Annotated in this window: 15 protein-coding genes; 6 read left to right on the top strand and 9 right to left on the bottom strand. The window is 71.4% G+C overall.

Annotated features, from left to right (window positions below; genetic code table 11):
• The first annotated feature begins 238 nt into the window (after nucleotides 1–238).
• Nucleotides 239–1,840 carry a cellulase family glycosylhydrolase gene (locus KBX37_RS28990; protein ID WP_210779067.1) on the top strand — a complete coding sequence of 534 codons (1,602 nt, stop codon included), beginning with the start codon at nucleotides 239–241 and terminating at the stop codon, nucleotides 1,838–1,840.
• A gap of 62 nt (nucleotides 1,841–1,902) precedes the next feature.
• On the opposite strand, the gene miaB is transcribed toward KBX37_RS28990, so the two are convergent.
• The 6 genes from miaB to KBX37_RS28960 all read right to left on the bottom strand — a co-directional run bounded on the left by miaB (nucleotide 1,903) and on the right by KBX37_RS28960 (nucleotide 10,333).
• On the bottom strand, nucleotides 1,903–3,381 hold the full coding sequence (gene miaB, locus KBX37_RS28985) for a tRNA (N6-isopentenyl adenosine(37)-C2)-methylthiotransferase MiaB (protein ID WP_210779066.1): 1,479 nt from the start codon (nucleotides 3,379–3,381) through the stop codon (nucleotides 1,903–1,905).
• Nucleotides 3,382–3,487: 106 nt separating this feature from the next.
• Nucleotides 3,488–7,339: an FxSxx-COOH system tetratricopeptide repeat protein gene (fxsT, locus tag KBX37_RS28980; RefSeq protein ID WP_210779065.1), complete on the bottom strand. Its 3,852-nt coding sequence runs from the start codon at nucleotides 7,337–7,339 to the stop codon at nucleotides 3,488–3,490.
• The gene (locus KBX37_RS28975) at nucleotides 7,329–8,558 is read right to left on the bottom strand and encodes a TIR-like protein FxsC (RefSeq protein WP_210779064.1); all 1,230 of its coding nucleotides are present in this window, start codon (nucleotides 8,556–8,558) and stop codon (nucleotides 7,329–7,331) included. The genes fxsT and KBX37_RS28975 overlap by 11 nt, the downstream gene beginning before the upstream one ends.
• Nucleotides 8,555–9,214, bottom strand: a complete 660-nt coding sequence (locus KBX37_RS28970) for a TIR-like protein FxsC (protein ID WP_210779063.1) — start codon at nucleotides 9,212–9,214, stop codon at nucleotides 8,555–8,557. Before KBX37_RS28970 ends, KBX37_RS28975 begins: the two co-directional genes overlap by 4 nt.
• Nucleotides 9,215–9,267: 53 nt before the next feature.
• Nucleotides 9,268–10,140, bottom strand: coding sequence for an AAC(3) family N-acetyltransferase (locus KBX37_RS28965; protein ID WP_307849252.1), 873 nt, complete (start codon nucleotides 10,138–10,140; stop codon nucleotides 9,268–9,270).
• Between the two features lies 1 nt (nucleotide 10,141).
• Entirely contained in the window at nucleotides 10,142–10,333 is a 192-nt protein-coding gene (locus KBX37_RS28960) for a hypothetical protein (RefSeq protein ID WP_210779062.1), read from the bottom strand.
• 136 nt (nucleotides 10,334–10,469) lie between these two features.
• Here KBX37_RS28960 and KBX37_RS28955 point away from each other — a divergent pair, with 136 nt between their 5' ends.
• Entirely contained in the window at nucleotides 10,470–10,697 is a 228-nt protein-coding gene (locus KBX37_RS28955) for a DUF2277 domain-containing protein (RefSeq protein WP_210779061.1), read from the top strand.
• Between the two features lie 40 nt (nucleotides 10,698–10,737).
• Here the strand turns inward: KBX37_RS28955 and KBX37_RS28950 are convergent, their stop codons facing one another.
• Both KBX37_RS28950 and selD read right to left on the bottom strand, forming a co-directional pair.
• Complete coding sequence (locus KBX37_RS28950) at nucleotides 10,738–11,217, bottom strand: hypothetical protein (protein WP_210779060.1); 480 nt, start codon at nucleotides 11,215–11,217, stop codon at nucleotides 10,738–10,740.
• 270 nt (nucleotides 11,218–11,487) lie between these two features.
• Entirely contained in the window at nucleotides 11,488–12,477 is a 990-nt protein-coding gene (gene selD / locus KBX37_RS28945; RefSeq protein WP_210779059.1) for a selenide, water dikinase SelD, read from the bottom strand.
• 197 nt (nucleotides 12,478–12,674) lie between these two features.
• Between selD and KBX37_RS28940 the strand changes: the two genes are divergently transcribed.
• Genes KBX37_RS28940 through KBX37_RS28925 form a run of 4 tightly spaced genes read left to right on the top strand, consistent with a single transcriptional unit; the run spans nucleotide 12,675 to nucleotide 16,079 of the window.
• Nucleotides 12,675–13,430: an amino acid ABC transporter ATP-binding protein gene (locus KBX37_RS28940; RefSeq protein ID WP_210779058.1), complete on the top strand. Its 756-nt coding sequence runs from the start codon at nucleotides 12,675–12,677 to the stop codon at nucleotides 13,428–13,430.
• 58 nt (nucleotides 13,431–13,488) lie between these two features.
• Nucleotides 13,489–14,364, top strand: coding sequence for a glutamate ABC transporter substrate-binding protein (locus KBX37_RS28935; RefSeq protein ID WP_210779057.1), 876 nt, complete (start codon nucleotides 13,489–13,491; stop codon nucleotides 14,362–14,364).
• 42 nt (nucleotides 14,365–14,406) lie between these two features.
• Nucleotides 14,407–15,114 (top strand): amino acid ABC transporter permease, encoded by a 708-nt coding sequence (locus KBX37_RS28930; protein WP_154942820.1) that lies wholly within the window; start codon nucleotides 14,407–14,409, stop codon nucleotides 15,112–15,114.
• Nucleotides 15,111–16,079 carry an amino acid ABC transporter permease gene (locus KBX37_RS28925; protein ID WP_210779056.1) on the top strand — a complete coding sequence of 323 codons (969 nt, stop codon included), beginning with the start codon at nucleotides 15,111–15,113 and terminating at the stop codon, nucleotides 16,077–16,079. The genes KBX37_RS28930 and KBX37_RS28925 overlap by 4 nt, the downstream gene beginning before the upstream one ends.
• A gap of 59 nt (nucleotides 16,080–16,138) precedes the next feature.
• Here the strand turns inward: KBX37_RS28925 and rny are convergent.
• Nucleotides 16,139–17,656, bottom strand: a 1,518-nt coding sequence (gene rny, locus KBX37_RS28920) for a ribonuclease Y (RefSeq protein WP_210779055.1), incomplete at its 5' end; no start/stop codon positions are given.

The following is a 17,656-nucleotide window of genomic DNA, read 5'->3' as shown; positions in this document are numbered from 1 at the left end:
GCATCGAGGTGTGCTGATCAGAATGGGCGGCAGAGCCAGTCAGGCCCCGGCGCGAGGGCATCGACGGTGGACACCGCCGTCGGGAGTCGCCGGTGTCCGTAGCGAGTGGAGGCGTCCGCGGGGCGCCGGCCGCCGCGCAGTGTCCGCGTACCCGGACACGAGCGCGGCCACCCACCTGGCCTTTCGCCCCCGGCGCCGGCTGAGCACGGCGCGGCGGGGCATCCGAAGTGGAGCTCGCATGCACCGACCCACCGCCCTCGGCGGCGCGCTCACCGCGCTCGCCACCGCCGCGGCCGGCGTTCTCGTCGCCGCCGCCGTCAGCACCACCCCGGCCGCCGCCGCCGTCGGCGGCACCGGCACCGGCTACCTGCACACCAGCGGCAACAAGATCGTCGACAGCACCGGCGCCACGGTCCGGCTCACCGGCATCAACTGGTTCGGCATGGAGACGGACAACAAGACGTTCCACGGGCTCTGGTCGAGCAACCCGTGGCGCGGTCAGCTCGACAAGATGGCCAGCCTCGGCTACAACACGCTGCGCATCCCCTACTCCAACGACGCGCTGAAGCCGGGGGCGACCGCCAGCGGGATCAACGACTTCGTCAACCCCGACCTGGTCGGGCTCTCCCCGTTGCAGATCCTCGACAAGGTGATCGACTACGCCGGCGGCAAGGGGATGCGGGTCATCCTGGACCGGCACCGGCCGACCGCGGCCGGGCAGTCGCCGCTCTGGTACACCTCGACGGTCTCCGAGGCGACCTGGATCAACGACTGGAAGATGCTCGCCCAGCGGTACGCGGGCAACCCGACCGTGATCGGCGCGGACCTGCACAACGAGCCGCACGCCGAGGGCACCAACCCGGCCGCCACCGGCGCCTGCTGGGGCTGCGGGGACACCGCGCGGGACTGGCGGCTGGCGGCCGAGCGGGCCGGCAACGCCATCCTCGGGGTGCAACCGAACTGGCTGATCTTCGTGGAGGGGGTGAGCTGCCCCAGCGGCGGCCTGTCGAACGTCTGGGACGGCGACACCAGCAACGACGAGGACTGCGGCTGGTGGGGCGGCAACCTCACGAAGGCCAAGGACTTCCCGGTCCGGCTCAACGTGGCGAACCGGCTGGTCTACTCACCGCACGAGTACGCCACGTCGGTCTACCGCCAGACCTGGTTCGACGCCCCCGACTACCCGGCGAACATGCCGGCGATCTGGGACAAGTACTGGGGTTACCTGCACAAGCAGAACATCGCGCCGATCATGATGGGCGAGTTCGGCAGCACCCTCGCGGACCCGAAGGACAAGGTCTGGCTGGAGAACCTGATGGCCTACACCGGCACCGGCGTCAACGGGATGTCCTTCACCTACTGGTCCTGGAACCCGAACTCCGGGGACACCGGCGGCATCGCGCTGGACGACTGGACGAACATCAACACCACCAAGCAGGCCATCCTCCAGCCGTACCTGATCCCGCCGGTGGGCGGTGGCCCGTCGCCGACGCCGACCACCCCGGGCCCGACGCCGACCACCCCGGCGCCGACCGGCGGCTGCACCGCCGGCTACCAGCAGGTCAACGCCTGGCAGGGCGGCTTCCAGGGCGAGCTGACGGTGACGAACACCGGCACCGCCGCGGTCAACCCGTGGTCGGTGACCTGGGCCTGGCCGTCCGGGGTCAGCCTGGCCAGCGGCTGGAACGCCACGGTCACCCAGTCCGGCACGACGGTCACCGCCGCCGCACCCGACTGGTCGCGGTCCCTCGCGGCCGGGGCGTCGGTGACGATCGGCTTCACCGCCAACGGCGCGGCGTCCGCGCCGGGCACGGTCAAGCTCAACGGCACCGCCTGCTGACCGCCCCCGACACGGCGACGGCCGGGGCCTCCACGGGAAGGTCCCGGCCGTCGGCGGTGGCGTCAGTGCGCGGCGCAGCCGGTCGCCGGCGCGGGCGCCGCGGCCGGCGCGCCGACCGCGGGCAGCCCGAGCAGCACCCCGGGGGTACGCGGGGAGCGGCCCGCCTCGGCGGCGTCACCGGCCCGGGTACGCCGGTGCGACAGCGGCTCGTCGTCGGCGTTGAGGTGGTGCGGGGCCGCGTACGTCACGGTGGTGTGCACGATGTCGCCGGGGCGGATCGACCCGGCGTACGAGCCGGCGTCGAAGTGGACCAGCCGCCCGTCGCGGGCGCGGCCCGACATCCGGCCGGTGCGCTCGTCCTTGCGCCCCTCGCCGACGGCGACCAGCACCTCGACGGTCTCCCCCACCAGGCGCTTGTTCTCCGCCCAGGTGATCTCCTCCACGCAGGCGATCAGCCGCTCGTAGCGCTCCTGCACGACCTGCTTGGGCAGCTGGCCGTCCATGGTGGCCGCGGGCGTGCCAGGGCGCTTGGAGTACTGGAAGGTGAACGCCGAGGAGAACCGGGCCTCGCGGACCACGTCCAGGGTGCGCTGGAAGTCGGCCTCGGTCTCGCCGGGGAAGCCGACGATGATGTCGGTGGTGATCGCCGCGTCCGGCATCGCCGCCCGGACCTTCTCGATGATCCCCAGGTACTTCTCCGACCGGTACGAGCGGCGCATGGCGCGCAGCACGTCGTCGGAGCCGGACTGCAACGGCATGTGCAGCGAGTGGCAGACGTTCGGCGTCTCGGCCATCGCGGCGATCACGTCGTCGGTGAAGTCCTTCGGGTGCGGGCTGGTGAACCGGACCCGCTCCAGGCCGTCGATGTCACCGCAGGCGCGCAGCAGCTTGCCGAACGCGTACCGGTCGCCGAACTCGACGCCGTAGGAGTTGACGTTCTGCCCCAGCAGGGTCACCTCCAGCACGCCCTCGTCGACCAGGGCGCGCACCTCGGAGAGGATGTCGCCGGGGCGGCGGTCCTTCTCCTTGCCGCGCAGGGAGGGCACGATGCAGAACGTGCAGGTGTTGTTGCAGCCCACCGAGATCGACACCCAGCCGGCGTACGTCGACTCGCGCCGGGTGGGCAGCGTGGAGGGGAAGACGTCGAGGGATTCGAGGATCTCCACCTCGGCGGCGGTGTTGTGCCGGGCCCGCTCCAGCAGCACCGGCAGCGAGCCGATGTTGTGCGTGCCGAAGACGACGTCGACCCAGGGCGCCTTGCGGACGATGTCGCCGCGGTCCTTCTGGGCCAGGCAGCCGCCGACGGCGATCTGCATGCCGGGGTGCTTGTCCTTCACGGGGCGCAGATGACCCAGGTTGCCGTAGAGCCGGTTGTCGGCGTTCTCCCGGACGGCGCAGGTGTTGAACACCACCACGTCCGGGTTGTCGTCGGCTTCGGGCGCGCGCACGTAGCCGGCCTGCTCCAGCAGGCCGGAGATGCGCTCGGAGTCGTGCACGTTCATCTGGCAGCCGTACGTCACGACGTTGTAGGTCCTAGCCACCCTCTCGGCGCCCCTTTCCTCGACCTCCAAGGGTAACCGGGCCGGCCGGCGGCTCCCAGGCCGGGCGAAGGCCGGAAGCCGGAGGCGGGCAGGGGCCGACGGGAGATCAGAACGGGTGCGGATCGATCATCCGGGGAACAAGCCGCCCCTTCCGCAACGCCTGCACGGTCGGGTGGTCGGCGGCGACCACCTCGGCCAGCAGGTCCAACGGTAGGAGGTCACCCGGCGAGGGAGCCTTCCCCTCGTGGCCCTGACCGACCAGAGCCACGTTGGCCTGGCACCGCAGCGTGTCGGGATGGTGCGGCCCGGAGGTCGCCGACCACCGGGCGGCAGCCTGCCGGAGTTGCTGGCTGGCCTGGTCGCGCTGGCCTTCCTCGGCGAGGAGGATCGCGAGGTTCTCCTCTGCGGCGAGGGTGTGCGGGTGCTCCGGGCCGAGCACCTCCTGCAGTGCCGAGGCCGAACGCGCGGCCGCCTTACGGGCCTCCGCAGCCCGGCCGGCGCTCCGCTCCGCCACCGCGACGTTGCTCAGCGCGGCCAGGGTGTGCGGGTGGCGGGGGCCGAGGCTCGACTCGTACGCCTGGGCGACCGCCGCGGCCTCGGCGGCGCCACGACCGGTCTCGCCCAGGGCGAGCAGGTTGGCCGCACGTCCCGCCCGGCAGATCAGGGTCTCCGGGTTGTCCGGCCCGAACTGCTCGTCGAGGATCCGGTAGGCCGTGTCCAGCAGCGGTGCCGCCTCGCCGACCAAGCCGGCGACACGCAGTGACACACCGAGGCTGACCTGGGTGTTCAAGGTGAGCACGGCCTCGCTGCCCAACTCGTGCTGCAAGGTGTCGTGAACGGTGCGCAGCAGTACGACCGACTTGTCGTACTCGCCGGCTTCGCGCAGATCTCGGCCCAGGTGGGCGGCCGTGTGCAGGGTGAACGGGTTGGCGGGTCCGTGCACCACCCGCCGCCGCTGATGCACCTCCTCGTCCCGCTGTCGGGCGGACCGGAAGTCGCCCAGCAGGCGGTAGGAGTGCGCGAGGTTGAGGGCCGCGTTGAGGGTCCGGGGGTGGTCTTCGCCCAGCACCTCCGCCCAGGCCGCGTAGGTGAGTTCGTCCCGTTCGATCGCCTCGGCGTAGCGCCCGAGCGCACGCAGATCGGCGGCGAGGCTCCCGGCGGTCATCAGGGTGTGCGGGTGCCGGTCACCGAGTAGGCCACGCTGCTCGCCGAGGACCCGCTCGTCCAGGGCCCGGGCCTCGGTGAAGCGGGCCAGGTCACGCAGGACGTTGGCGTGGTTGAAGCGCAGATGCAGCAACTGCCGGCGCAGCTTGGCGACCTCGTCGGGCCCGTAGATCCGGCTCAGCCGCGCCGACCAGACCCCCTCCACCCACTGGCTGAACTCCTCCGCCCGGGCGAGTTCGCCCTGGCGCCAGAGGTAGCGCACGCGGTCGATCAGCAACTGCCGCACCGACTCCTCCCTGCAGTTGACCGCGCCCGACACCTCCAGGTGCGGCCACAGCATGTCGAACCTGGCCCAGGTCTCCGGGTCGTCGACCTCGCCCCTGGGGCGGGAGGCGGCCAGCACCAGATGGACCTGGTGCCGGGCGCCGGCCGCCTCCTCGGCAGTCATCCCGTCACGGACAGCCGCCTGGAGCAGCCGGTGCACCAGGACCCGACCCCCCGGCACGTCGATCCTGATCAGCGCCAGCCGGTTGATCTGCTGGACCAGCGCGCCGCGCACCAGCCGTTCGGAGACGGCGGGGTCGAACGGCGCGAGCGCGTCGGCCATCTCGTCGCTGTAGAGCATATCGAGGGCGATCTCCGGGGCGAGCACCGAGCAGAGCTGCAGCAACCGGTACGCGGCGGGCGCCCGCTCGCGCAGCCGGTGCAGGGAGAGGTCCCAGATGGTCTCGGCGGACAGCGCGCTCGACGCGTGCCGCTCGATCGCCCGTAGGTACTCGGGGACCGAGGTACCCGTCTCGGCCAGCCACGCCCCGGCGACGGACACGGCCACCGCCAGGTCGCCGAGCGCCTCGGCGACCCGGTCCGCCTCCTCCTCGGTCATCGAGGGCACCCGGCGTACCAGGTGCGCCACGCTCTCGGCGCGGGCGAACACGTCCACTTGGAGCGGGTAGGCCCGGTCACCCCACGCCGGGTTGCGGGAGGTCAGCAGAACGTGGCCGGTGCCCTGGGGCAGGAGCCGCGCCACCTGATCAGCTTCCTCCGCGTCGTCGAACACCAGCAGCCACCGCTCGTACGGCTGACCACGGCCGAGCGCCTGCTGCACGGCGAGTACGTCTTCGGACATTGTCGGAGCGCCCCCGACACCCAACCGGTCGGCCAGCTCGGCGAGGGACACCTCCCGGGATCGGGACTGGGCCGCCTCCACCCACCAGACCACGTCGTAGGCGGACCTGAACCGGTGCACGTACTCGATGGCGAGCTGAGTCTTGCCGACCCCGGGCATGCCTTGCAGCACGACCGGCAGCATCGCAGCGCTGGTACCGCTCTGCAGGCGCCGGCGCAGGTCAGCAAGATCACCCTCTCGTCCGGTGAAGCGGGCGTTGCGGTTGGGCGCGTTGAAGATCACGGGTTCGGTGCCGGGAAAACGGACACCCCCGGCGGGTGGCCCGTCGGTGATCAGCGGCACCGGACGGCCCACCAGACGCAGCAGCCGTTCCGCCGCCCTCGCCGGGGTGACGTTGACCAGGTGGGTGGAGGCCAGGATCGGAAACTCGGCCAGCGGCCGCAGGTCGCCGACATACACCGCGAGCGGGCTGGAATTGGCGGCGGGGTCGCGCGGCGGCAGCGCCCGCGCCGGGATGGCCAGATAGGCGGAGGAGGCTACCGTCAGCGTCCGGGCGGGGGGGCCAGCGGACGACGGACCGTCGACGACGCGGACCCCGGCCGAGGCCAGTACCCGCTCGATCCACTCCGCCCAGACCGCGTCCTCCGGGGCGTAGCGGAGGACGATCTGGTCGTCGGGCAGCTCGAAGCGGCGCCGGAAGCGGGCCTTCTCCCGCTCACGCACCGACTCCTCCATCGGTGGGAACTCGGTGACCGCTCCCTCGGTGAGCACCCCGGTCAGGGTCTCGAACGCGGCCAGCAGGGAGGTCGGCGAACCCGAGGCGTCCCCGAAGGTGGCCAGCGTCTCCTCGTACGCGTAGAACGGCCGGTACGGCACCTCTACCGCAGCCCAGTACCGGCGTCGCTCGCTCTCGGTGAGCCCGGACGGCAGGTCGGTGAAACGGCGCATGGCCAGTGCCCGGCCCGCCTCGGCCTTCTCCTTCTCCCCCTGGTCCACCCGCATCGGCACCGGAAGCACCCGGATCTCGCGCCGGCCACGCTGGTTCCGTACCGCCTGGGCGACCCGAGCGGCTCCGTCGATGCCCTGGTCACTGAGAGTGAAGCAATCCACCAGGGTGTCCGGCAGGTGCAGGGTGCAGATGTCCGCCACGTCACTCAGGCCCGTCCGGCTGTCGATGAGGACGTAGTCGTAGTGCCGCTTCATGTCCGCCCGCAGCGCCTCGAAGAACCGTTCGCCGCCGAGTCGGCTGTAGAAGGTGTCCCAGTCCAGTGCCCGCACCGACACCGCGTAGTCGGGGTTCTGCCGCCCGGCAGCGAGGAAGTCCAGACCCCCGCCGCCTGGGAAGTCCCAACGGAGCGAGAACGCGTACCGGCCGACCCGGGCGTACTGCTCCACCCAGTCCTCCGGCCGGTCGGCGACCCTGGTGGTCTCCGTCTCGTACTCGCGGATCAGGTCGATGACCCCGCCGGTGCCGCGCAACGCCTCCACGTCGAGGAACGGGTGGAAGAACCGGTGCAGCCCGGGGGACTCCAGGTCCCAGTCGGCGACGAGCACCCGCTTGCCGTTGGCGGCCAGGATCCACGCGACGTTGGCCAGCGCCATCGTCCGTCCCGTACCGCCCTTGAACGAATAGAACGTGACGACCTGACCTTCGCGCTCATTGCTCATCGGTCTTCTCCGTGGGCTCGAAGCGGTGCGGGACTGTCGTGCGGAGACTGGGCGGCCGGCTCGGGCCGGCGGGCGGGAACACCGGGCCGTTCTTCAGGTACTGCCGACGAGCCTCGGTGACCAACGTGGGCATCAGGTCCGTGAACTCGGCTACCCGACCCACCCAACGGACCCGTGGTACGCCCGCGTCCTGCAGCAGGGTGAGCGCCCGCCGGGCCAGATCCGCCCCGCGCGGCCCGTCCCGCGGGTCGTCGGCGTCAGTGACCACCACCGGGACCACCCACGGTGGAAACGCCCGCGCCGCGGCGGCGAGGTCGGTCGCTCCGTTCGGCAGCTCGGTGACCCACGGGTCGACCAGCACCACGACCGGCCGGCTGTCCAGCAGTTCCTCAGCGTCGGCGAAGTCGGTGGTGCGGGCGGGTAGTCCGAGCCGCTCCGCCGTGCTGGCGGCATACTCGGCCACCGGCAGCTCCTGCCGGTCGCCGAACGGACGCCAGAGCCGGCTGAGGGTGCCGTAGCCGGCGGCGTCCCGACCTTCCGGCAGCCCGTGCCGGGTGGGCGCGAGGACCGCCACGACGAAGGCCGGGTCGGTGGCCGGCTCCCTGGTTACCTCCTCCAGACCCGGCACCCGGGAGGGGCCGAGCGGTTGCCGCTCGGTGGCGTCCACGATCCGCTGAGCGAGCCGGCGGAGCACGGCGAGGTATTCGGCGCGGTACGGGGCGAGCATGCAGAGGGCGCGCAGCCCGTTCTCGGCGTAGCCGGGAACGTCCTGTCCCAGGTCAAGAGCGGCGTCGAGCTCAGGGCGGCTCTCCCAGGACGGGAACGGGATCCACAGGACCGGCAGCAGGTGGGCGGCGGACCGGACCGCGCCGGCGGCGGCGAGCCGGGCCCGGAAGGACTCCTGCTCCCTCATCGCCCAGGGGCGGTTGAAGTAGCCCGGCGAGTAGAGCGGCACGAACACCTCGGCGCTGCCGAGCGCCCCAGCCAGCGCCGTCTTCCAGTCCGCGCCCTGGGGAATGTGCTGGTCGAAAAAACCGATCCGCATGCCGCTTGCCGGCTGGGCCTGCCGGGCCACCTCCTCCGAGAGATCGGTGAACAACTGGCCGACCCACACGTCCGTGTCGGTCCGCGCGCTGGGCGCCGGGGCCGAATGGGCGTAGCTGAGGAAGAAGTACGTGCCGCGGGCCGACGCCTTCTCCGCTGCGGTGAGCGGTGTCATGCCGCCTCCTCGGTGAAGAGCTTGCGTAGCTCGTCGACGCCGGCGGGTACCAGTGGGTGGACCCAATAGGACCGGTGGATGGCGACCACCTGCTGGGCGAGTCGCCAGACGACCGCCCGGTACGCGTTCTCCATCTGCATGGTCAACAAGCCGTAGACCCCCTCCCGCTCGTACTGCAACGGGATGTCGGGATCTGGAATCGCCGCGGGCGAGAACCGCTGGATGTCGCGGATCATCCGGGGTAACTCGGCGTGCGCCGTGGGGGACCAGGTGATCGGCACGATCGCCGTCTCGTACGCGGAGACACCGTGGCGCCGTGGCTCCACCCGCCGCTGCGCGAAGGCGTGCCATTCCATTGCGCACCAGGTGCTGCTGATGAAAGAGCTGGAAACCAGCGGGATGAACACCTGGCAGGTGCCGGCGGCGTGCAGCAGCTCGGGGGTCCACCGCTCGCCCCCGCCGAGCGAGCTGTCCATGAACCCGGGATCAACACCGGTCGGCAGCCCGACCAGCTCGCTCACGTGGGTGGAAAGATCGTCGAAGAACCGGCGGACGTACTGGTGGGGATGGCTTACGGCCCGTCGGACGGTCGCGCGCGAATAACTCAGGAAGAACAGCGGGCTGCTCGTCTCGGCGACCGTTACCGCTCCGCTCACCGTCGTTCCTCCGCCGTCCGGAAAGCGACCGGGACATCAGCGTAAGACGCCAGTCAATGCCGTGGACTGATCCGGTTGCCAACGAACCACTGTACGGCCAAGTCCACTGTGGCGGGTATCGGCAACAGACGGGCGGTGGCCCGGGCGACAGTCCCACGGCGGACGAAGGGTTGCCCGTCGAGGCGGGCACCGAGGGCGGGAAAGTCGCCGTCGTCCAGGTCGGGTGCGCGGAATTCCAGTCGCACCCGCCGCCCGTCGATCTGCTGGTAGCAGCGGTACGACTGCTGCGGAGGCGGCGCCGGGAGGCGGTATTCAGCGAGATGCAGGGCGGTGCACGCCTCGTACCCGACGCCGAGCAGCAGGGTGAGGCCGCCAATGTCGTACATCCGACCGAGCGGCGACCGCTCTCCCAGATGGCAGCGCAGGTCGTGGTCGGCGGTCAGGGCCGCCGCGCGCCGGCCGACCGCGGCGAAGGAGGTCTGCGGGTGGTCGCTACGGAACGCCCCCGGCAGGCGACGGACATGCTCGGCGAAGGCGCCCATCCCCTGCGCCGGGGTCCGGACCCGGTCCCAGCCGGGCAGCGTCGCCTCGTGCCGGCGCCGCTGCTCCGGCGTCATCCCCCGGGTGGCCGCGTGCCAGGCGCGCGACGTGGTCGAGTTGCCCGAGGTGTGCGTCGGTACGACGAGCGTGCCGCCGGGGCCGAGCACCGCCTGGATGGCCTCGGCCAACGTCGCCGCGCCCGCCCGCGCCAAGCCGAGCCGCCGCAGCGAGCAGTGCACCAGAACATCCTGACCGGCGGAAAGGCCGAGCGCCCGCAGTTGGGCGGCGAGCTGTTCCGGCCCGGTCGGGGCGGGCGCCCCGGTCGAGGGCTCCGCGTTGCCGACGGCGACGCCTGTCGTCAGGTCTGTGGGACGGGCCGTCCCCACCTCAGATTGACGAGCTGAAGGTGGTGATCGGCACGGTGTTCTCGGCGGGGATGTCGTCGCCGGAGGGGAGGGGAGCCAGGACCGCCTCGACCGCGTCGGCCTGCTCGCTTGCGATCCGACCGAGCGGAGTGTTCAAGATCCGCTCGATCGCCTCGCCGCGCGGGTCGGCGGGTGGTGCGAGAATTTGTTCCACTATGCGTCTCCGGGCCCCGCAGGCCAGCCACGGGAGGTGCGATGGGTGGCCCGAGGGCCCTGATGCGCCACCAGAATAGGCAACACCCGCCAAGATGTCATCGTCGGTCAAGGACCCGCGAACCGAGGGAGTGCCGATGTGCCGCAGCATCAAGACCCTGCGTGAGCCGTACGTGCCGGAGGTGACGCCGGCCGACATCGAGGCGGCGGCGTTGCAGTACGTCCGCAAGATCTCCGGCTTCCGCGCCCCGGCCGCGCACAACGCCGAGGCGTTCGACGAGGCGGTGCGCGCGGTGGCCGCCGCCACGGCGACCCTGCTCGACCAGTTGCAGGTCCGCGGCTCCCGCCCGGCGCAGGCCGGCTGAGCGGGGGCCGGGCCCGGCCGGCGCGGCGGCCCCGGCGGGGTCAGGCGGCGGCGAGGGCTGGGTTGATCGAGTCGGGTGCCCAGCGCGAGCGGTGGCACCGGGACCAGCCCCGGCAGCCGGGGTGGGCCAGCGTGCAGAGCCGCTGGTTGCTGAGCACCTCGCCGTCGTCGGTCTCGGTCACGTCGAAGTGCACCGGGCGGATCGTGCCGTCCGGCGCAACCAGCAGGTGCCGGCCGGCGTCGAGGGTGTCGTCGGTCAGCAGGCAGTTGCGGTCCAGCAGCCGGGCCAGCGCGGCGATGCTGGTGCGCTCGTTGAGCCGCTCGGGCACCCCGTAGCAGTCCACCACCGTGCCGAACTCCCCCGGCGCCTCCCACACGTCGCAGATCACCGCGTACGTGGGCAGCCGGGCCGGGTCGGCGACGGCGAGGGGCATCACCACCCGACCGAGCGCCTCGGCCAGCGCGGGGTACACCTCCACCGGTGCCGCCCCGGCGATTCTCCAGTTCCACAGCTCGGTCATGCCGCCTCCTCGCTGCGTTCGTCCCACCGGCCTCCGGATCGGGCCTTACTGACGATGGTGGGGTGCATTTGACCTCAGCCGGGGGCAAGTTACCGGTCTGTGACCATTACGGGCAAAATTTCCTCGGGCGCCGTTGCACCGAGTAGCGGGAAGGTGACAGTTTATCGGGTATGGTGCCCGATCCGGGCGACCGGGGCCGGCGGGTTCGTGTCGGGTTCGCGCCGCCGCGGCTCCGCTGCGGGCAGCCGGCGGGCGGACCGGCGGGCGGCGTCAGCGGAGCACGAGGCGGTGCTCGCCGGCGGGCAGCAGCTCGCCGACGACGGTGCCACCGGGGACCTCGCCGGCGACCAGCAGCCCGCCGGAGGTCTGCGCGTCGGCGAGCAGCAGCCGGTCCGCCTCGTCGGTGGACCCGAAGTCGGTCCACGGGGTCACCCAGTCCAGGTTGCGCCGGGTGCCGCCGCTGACGTACCCGTCCCGGACGGCCTCCCGTGCGCCCGGCAGGTACGGCACCCGGGCGGTGTCGATCGCGATCGTGAGGCGGCTGGCCCGGGCCAGCTTCGCGGCGTGCCCGAGCAGGCCGAAGCCGGTGACGTCGGTGCCGCAGCGGATGCCGGCCGCGACCGCCGCGCGGGCGGCGTCGGAGTTGAGCGCGACCATCGAGGCGACCGCCTCGGCGAACCGCTCGCCGGTCCGCTTGTGCCGGGTGTTGAGCACCCCGACGCCGAGCGACTTGGTCAGCGACAGCGGCAGGCCGGCCCGGCCGGCGTCCAGGGTGATCAGCTCCTCGGGGCGGACCACGCCGGTGACGGCCAGGCCGTACTTGGGGCCGTCGTCGTCGACGCTGTGCCCGCCGGCGAGGTGGCAGCCGGCCTCCCGGGCCACGTCCTGCCCGCCACGCAGCACCTCGCGGGCCAGCTCCAGCGGAAGCACCTCACGCGGCCAGCAGAGCAGGTTCAGCGCGACCAGCGGGGTGCCACCCATGGCGTACACGTCGGAGAGCGCGTTGGCGGCGGCGATCCGGCCCCAGTCGTACGGGTCGTCGACCACCGGAGTGAAGAAGTCCGCGGTGCTGACCAGCCCGGTCCGCTCGTCCAGGCGGACCACCGCGGCGTCGTCGCCGTGGTCCAGCCCGACCAGCAGGTCGGCGGTGCCGGCGGCGGGGCCCAGCCCGGCCACCATCGCCTCCAGCTCGCCGGGCGGGATCTTGCAGGCGCAGCCGCCGCCACGGGCGTAATCGGTCAGGCGGACCCGGTCGGTCATCCCCACATGATCTCGGCGGAGCGCCGCCACCGCCACTCGGACTCCTCGCGACGGGGCGGAATTCGGACTCCTGGGCACGGCCGGCAGCGGTGTTACCGCTCCGTGACCAACCAGGTTGCGTTCCGCCACTTCACCCCGCCTACAGTTGCCCAACCGGGGGTCGACCGACCCCGCTTCCGGGACAGACGACAGGGACGGTGTACGACGTGACGACGGGCGAACCGCTCATCGTGCTGGACGGGGTCAACAAGTACTTCGGCCCGCTGCACGTGTTGGACGATGTGTCGCTCTCCGTCGGCAGAGGCGAAGTGGTCGTGGTGATCGGCCCGTCCGGCTCCGGCAAGTCGACGCTCTGCCGGACGATCAACCGGCTGGAGCCGATCAACTCCGGCACCATCACCTTCGACGGGCAGCCGCTGCCCGCCGAGGGTCGGGCGCTGGCGAAGCTGCGCAGCGAGGTCGGCATGGTCTTCCAGTCATTCAACCTCTTCGCGCACAAGACGATCCTGGAGAACGTCACCATCGGCCCGATCAAGGTGCGCAGGGAGAAGCCGACCGTCGCCCGCGAGCGCGGCCTGGCCCTGCTGGACCGGGTCGGCATCGCCAACCAGGCCGACAAGTACCCCGCTCAGCTCTCCGGCGGCCAGCAGCAGCGCGCCGCGATCGCCCGCGCGCTGGCGATGCAGCCCAAGGCGATGCTCTTCGACGAGCCGACCAGCGCGCTCGACCCGGAGATGGTGGGCGAGGTGCTGGACGTGATGACCTCGCTGGCCCGCGACGGCATGACCATGGTCGTGGTCACCCACGAGATGGGCTTCGCCCGGCACGCCGCGAACCGGGTCATCTTCATGGCCGACGGCCAGCTCGTCGAGGACGCCCCGCCGGCCGAGTTCTTCGCGAACCCCCGCAGCGAGCGGGCCAGGGACTTCCTCTCCAAGATCCTCACGCACTAGGCGTCCGTACGTGGAGCACGCCGTCCTGCGGCGGGCTCCGTCCAAGAAGGAGATGAGTATGCGTATCAAGCGCGTAGCCGCGCTCGCGGCGGCCGCCACCCTGGCGCTCGGCATGGCCGCCTGCGGCGGCGATTCCGACGAGGGCACCGGCGCCGGCAGCAAGTCGTTCGCCGCCGGCAGCACCATGGAGAAGCTCAACAAGGCCCAGAAGATCAAGATCGGCACCAAGTTCGACCAGCCGGGCTTCGGTCAGAAGGGCCTGTCGGGCAAGCCGGAGGGCTTCGACGTCGAGATCGCCAAGATCATCGTCAAGGAGCTCGGCATCCCCGAGGACAAGATCGAGTACGTCGAGACGCCGTCGAAGGTCCGTGAGGACGTCATCGTCAACGGCACCGTCGACCTCGTCGCGGCGACGTACACGATCAACGACAAGCGCAAGGAGCGCATCGCCTTCGCGGGCCCGTACTACGAGGCCGGCCAGAACATCCTGGTCAAGAAGGACGACGCCACGATCACCGGCCCGGACTCCTTCAAGGACGGCACCAAGAAGGTCTGCTCGGTCACCGGCTCGACCCCGGCCGAGACGATCAAGCAGTACGTCAAGGACGTCGCCACCCAGCTGGTGCTCTTCGACACCTACGACAAGTGCCGGGACGCCCTCAACGGCGGCCAGGTCGACGCCGTCACCACGGACAACGTGATCCTGCTCGGCTACATCGCCAAGAACGAGGGTTCCTTCAAGCTCGCCGGCGACAACTTCACCAAGGAGCCGTACGGCATCGGGGTGAAGAAGGAGGACGCCGCGTTCCGTACCTTCATCAACGACACGCTGGAGAAGGCGTTCGCCGACGGCAGCTGGAAGAAGGCCTGGGACGACACCGCCGGCAAGTTCGGCGCGGAGCTGGGCACCGCCCCGACCGTCAACCGCTACTGATCTGATCCTTCGATCGCAGAGGGTGGGGAGGAACACCGACCCGTGAACGTGCTCATCGACAAGTTCGACGTCTTTGCGGGTGGTTTCTGGCTCACCCTCCAGATCTGCGTACTCGCCGCGATCGGCGCCCTGCTCCTGGGCGCCGTCGTGGCGGTACTCCGCATCTCCCCGGTGCCGCCGCTGCGCGCGGTCGGCACCGGGTATGTGAACGTCTTCCGGAACATGCCGCTGACCGTGGTGATGTTCTTCGCCGCCTTCGGCCTGCCGGCGCTCGGCTCCAACGCCGACTTCCTGCGCATCCCCGGCCTGGACGCGGTGTTCAGCCGGCTCGACACCGACCTGCCGTACTTCCGCTTCGCCCTGATCGCCCTGGTGCTCTACACCGCGGCCTTCGTCTGCGAGGCGCTGCGGTCCGGGGTGAACGCGGTGCCCGCCGGGCAGGCCGAGGCCGCGCGGTCGCTCGGCCTGACCTTCGGCCAGAACCTGCGGTACGTGGTGCTGCCGCAGTCCTGGAAAGCCTCGGTGGTGCCGCTCGGCTCGGTCATCATCGCGATGATCAAGAACTCGGCGCTGGCCGGCTTCTTCGGGGTCGTCGGCGATCTGTCGGCCACGGCCGACCAGCTCACCGGCGCCGAGGGCTACGCCTTCATCCCGGTCGCCATCGGCATCTCGATCGGCTACCTGATCATGACCGTGCCGCTCGGCGCCCTGCTGGACCGGATCGAGAAGCGACAGGCGGTGGCCCGATGAGTCAGCAGACCAGCGTCCTCTACGACGTCCCCGGCCCCCGCCAGCAGCGGATCACCCTGATCAGCAGCGTGATCGCCGGGATGGCCCTGCTCGTCGGGGCGTACTTCCTGATCTACCGGCCGCTGGACGAGAAGGGCCAGTTCTCGATGGAGCTGTGGGGGCCGCTGGTCGACCCCTCCAACGAGAACTTCTCCCTGGTCTGGGAGCGGATCGGCCTCGGCTTCAAGAACACCCTGATCGCGGCGGCGCTGGCCATCGTCGCGTCGCTGGTGATCGGGACCCTGCTGGCCGTGCTGCGGATCCAGCTCAAGAGTCTGACCCGGCGCCGCTTCACCGGGCTGGCGACGCCGGTGGCGTACCTGCTGCGCGGGCTGAGCCTGCTGCTCTCGGCGGTCACCCGGATCTGCGTCGAGGTGTTCCGCGGCCTGCCGGTGGTCATCACGATCTTCTTCGTGGCCCGCGGCTTCCCCGAGTTCGGCGCCACGTTCGACACGCTCTGGTACCTGGTGATCGGCCTGACCATCTACAACTCGGTGGTCATCGCGGAGATCCTCCGCTCCGGCATGGAGGGGCTGCCCGGCGGCCAGGCCGAGGCCGCCGCCGCGATCGGCCTCTCGCCGATGCAGGTCACCCGCATGATCCTGCTGCCGCAGTCGTTCCGGATCATGCTGCCGGCGCTGATCAGCCAGCTGGTCGTCGTGCTCAAGGACACCTCGCTGGGCTTCATCATCAGCTACGAGGAGACGCTCAACATCGGCAAGCAGATCATCGGCGTGCTGGGCAACCCGATCCAGGTCTACGTCGTGATCGCCGTGCTCTTCATCGTGGTCAACTACTCGCTGTCGAAGCTGGCGCAGTACCTCCAGCGCCGGCTCTCGCAGGGCCGCAAGACCGCCGGCACCCCGGCGCAGAACCCGCCGCCCGCGGCGCTCATGTCGCAGGCCGAGGGCGTCGGCGGCAACTGACCCGACGTACGACGAAGAGGGCCGGCCCACGCGGGCCGGCCCTCTTCGTCTGCGTACCGTCAGCGGGCGATCTCGGTGACCCGGGACTCGCGGACCACCGTCACCCGGATCTGACCCGGGTAGGTCAGCTCCTCCTCGATCTGCTTGGCCACGTCCCGGGCCAGGACCGCCGCGCCGATGTCGTCGACGTCCTCCGGCTTGACCATCACCCGGACCTCCCGGCCCGCCTGCATGGCGAAGACCTTCTCCACGCCGAGCTTGCCGGCCGCGATCTCCTCGATCCGCTCCAGCCGCTTGACGTACGCCTCCAGGCTCTCCCGCCGGGCGCCCGGCCGCCCGCCGGAGCAGGCATCGGAGGCCTGGGTGAGCACCGCCTCGATGGTCTGCGGCGGCACCTCGTTGTGGTGCGCCTCGATGGCGTGCACCACGTCCTCGCTCTCGCCGTACTTGCGGGCCAGGTCGGCGCCGATGATGGCGTGCGAGCCCTCCACCTCGTGGGTGAGCGCCTTGCCGATGTCGTGCAGGAACGCGCACCGCTTGATGGTGGGGATGTCCAACCGCAGCTCGGCGGCCATGATCCCGGCGATGTGCGCGGTCTCCACCAGGTGCTTGAGCACGTTCTGCCCGTACGACGTCCGGTAGCGCAGCCGGCCGAGCAGGGTGACCAGCTCCGGGTGGATCTCGGTGATGCCGACCTCGACCAGGGCGTCCTCGGCGGCCCGGTGGCAGAGCTCCTCGACCTCCTGGCGGGCCAGGTCGTGCACCTCCTCGATGCGGTGCGGGTGGATCCGGCCGTCGAGGACCAGCTTCTCCAGGGTGAGCCGGCCGACCTCCCGGCGTACCGGGTCGAAGCAGGACAGCAGCACCGCCTCGGGGGTGTCGTCGATGATCAGGTTGACCCCGGTGACCGACTCGAAGGCGCGGATGTTGCGCCCCTCCCGGCCGATGATCCGCCCCTTCATCTCGTCGCCGGGCAGGTGCAGGACGCTGACCACGCTCTCCGCGGTCTGCTCGCTGGCCACCCGCTGGATGGCGTCCACCACGATGTGCCGGGCGCGCTGCTCGGCGGTGGCGCGGGCATCGGACTCGATGTCCCGCACCAGCAGCGCGGCCTCCCGCTTGGCCTGGGTCTCGATCGCCTCGATCAGCTCCGCCCGCGCGGCGTCGGCGGTCAGCCCGGCGACCCGTTCCAACTCGCGGCGGCGCTGCTCCTCGGCGGCGGCCAGCTCGGTCTCCCGCTCCACCAGCCCGGCCTCCCGCCGCGCCAGCTCGGCGCTGGCCGCGGTGAGCTGCCGTTCCCGCTCGGCGAGGCGCTCGACCTCCTCGGTGTGCAGCCGCTCCCGCTCGTCCATCCGGGCGGCCCGGCGTTCCACCTCGGCGGCCTGCTCGCGGGTGGTGGCGGCGAGGACGGCCACCTCCCGCTCGCCGCTGCGCCGGGCGGCGGTCCGCAACTGCTCGGCGTCGGCCTCGGCCTGCCGGTGGGCCCGCTCCAGGATGGTGTCCGCCTCGGCGCGGGCGTCGTCGAGCACCCGGCGGGCCTCGGCCCGGGCCGCCGTCGCCTCCGCCTTCGCGGCGGC

This window comes from Micromonospora sp. U56 (assembly GCF_018070095.1).
GTDB lineage: Bacteria > Actinomycetota > Actinomycetes > Mycobacteriales > Micromonosporaceae > Micromonospora > Micromonospora purpureochromogenes.
The sequence above is the reverse complement of the archived record's forward strand: the minus strand, read 5'-3'. Positions and strand labels throughout refer to the sequence as shown.

Excerpts from the sequence above, each read along its gene's own strand:
- KBX37_RS28990 (WP_210779067.1), top strand. The coding sequence starts at position 239 with ATGCACCGACCCACCGCCCTCGGCGGCGCGCTCACCGCGCTCGCCACC.
- KBX37_RS28950 (WP_210779060.1), bottom strand. The coding sequence starts at position 11,217 with ATGACCGAGCTGTGGAACTGGAGAATCGCCGGGGCGGCACCGGTGGAG.
- fxsT (WP_210779065.1), bottom strand. The coding sequence starts at position 7,339 with ATGAGCAATGAGCGCGAAGGTCAGGTCGTCACGTTCTATTCGTTCAAG.
- KBX37_RS28925 (WP_210779056.1), top strand. The coding sequence starts at position 15,111 with ATGAGTCAGCAGACCAGCGTCCTCTACGACGTCCCCGGCCCCCGCCAG.
- KBX37_RS28935 (WP_210779057.1), top strand. The coding sequence starts at position 13,489 with ATGCGTATCAAGCGCGTAGCCGCGCTCGCGGCGGCCGCCACCCTGGCG.
- KBX37_RS28975 (WP_210779064.1), bottom strand. The coding sequence starts at position 8,558 with ATGACACCGCTCACCGCAGCGGAGAAGGCGTCGGCCCGCGGCACGTAC.
- selD (WP_210779059.1), bottom strand. The coding sequence starts at position 12,477 with ATGACCGACCGGGTCCGCCTGACCGATTACGCCCGTGGCGGCGGCTGC.
- KBX37_RS28955 (WP_210779061.1), top strand. The coding sequence starts at position 10,470 with ATGTGCCGCAGCATCAAGACCCTGCGTGAGCCGTACGTGCCGGAGGTG.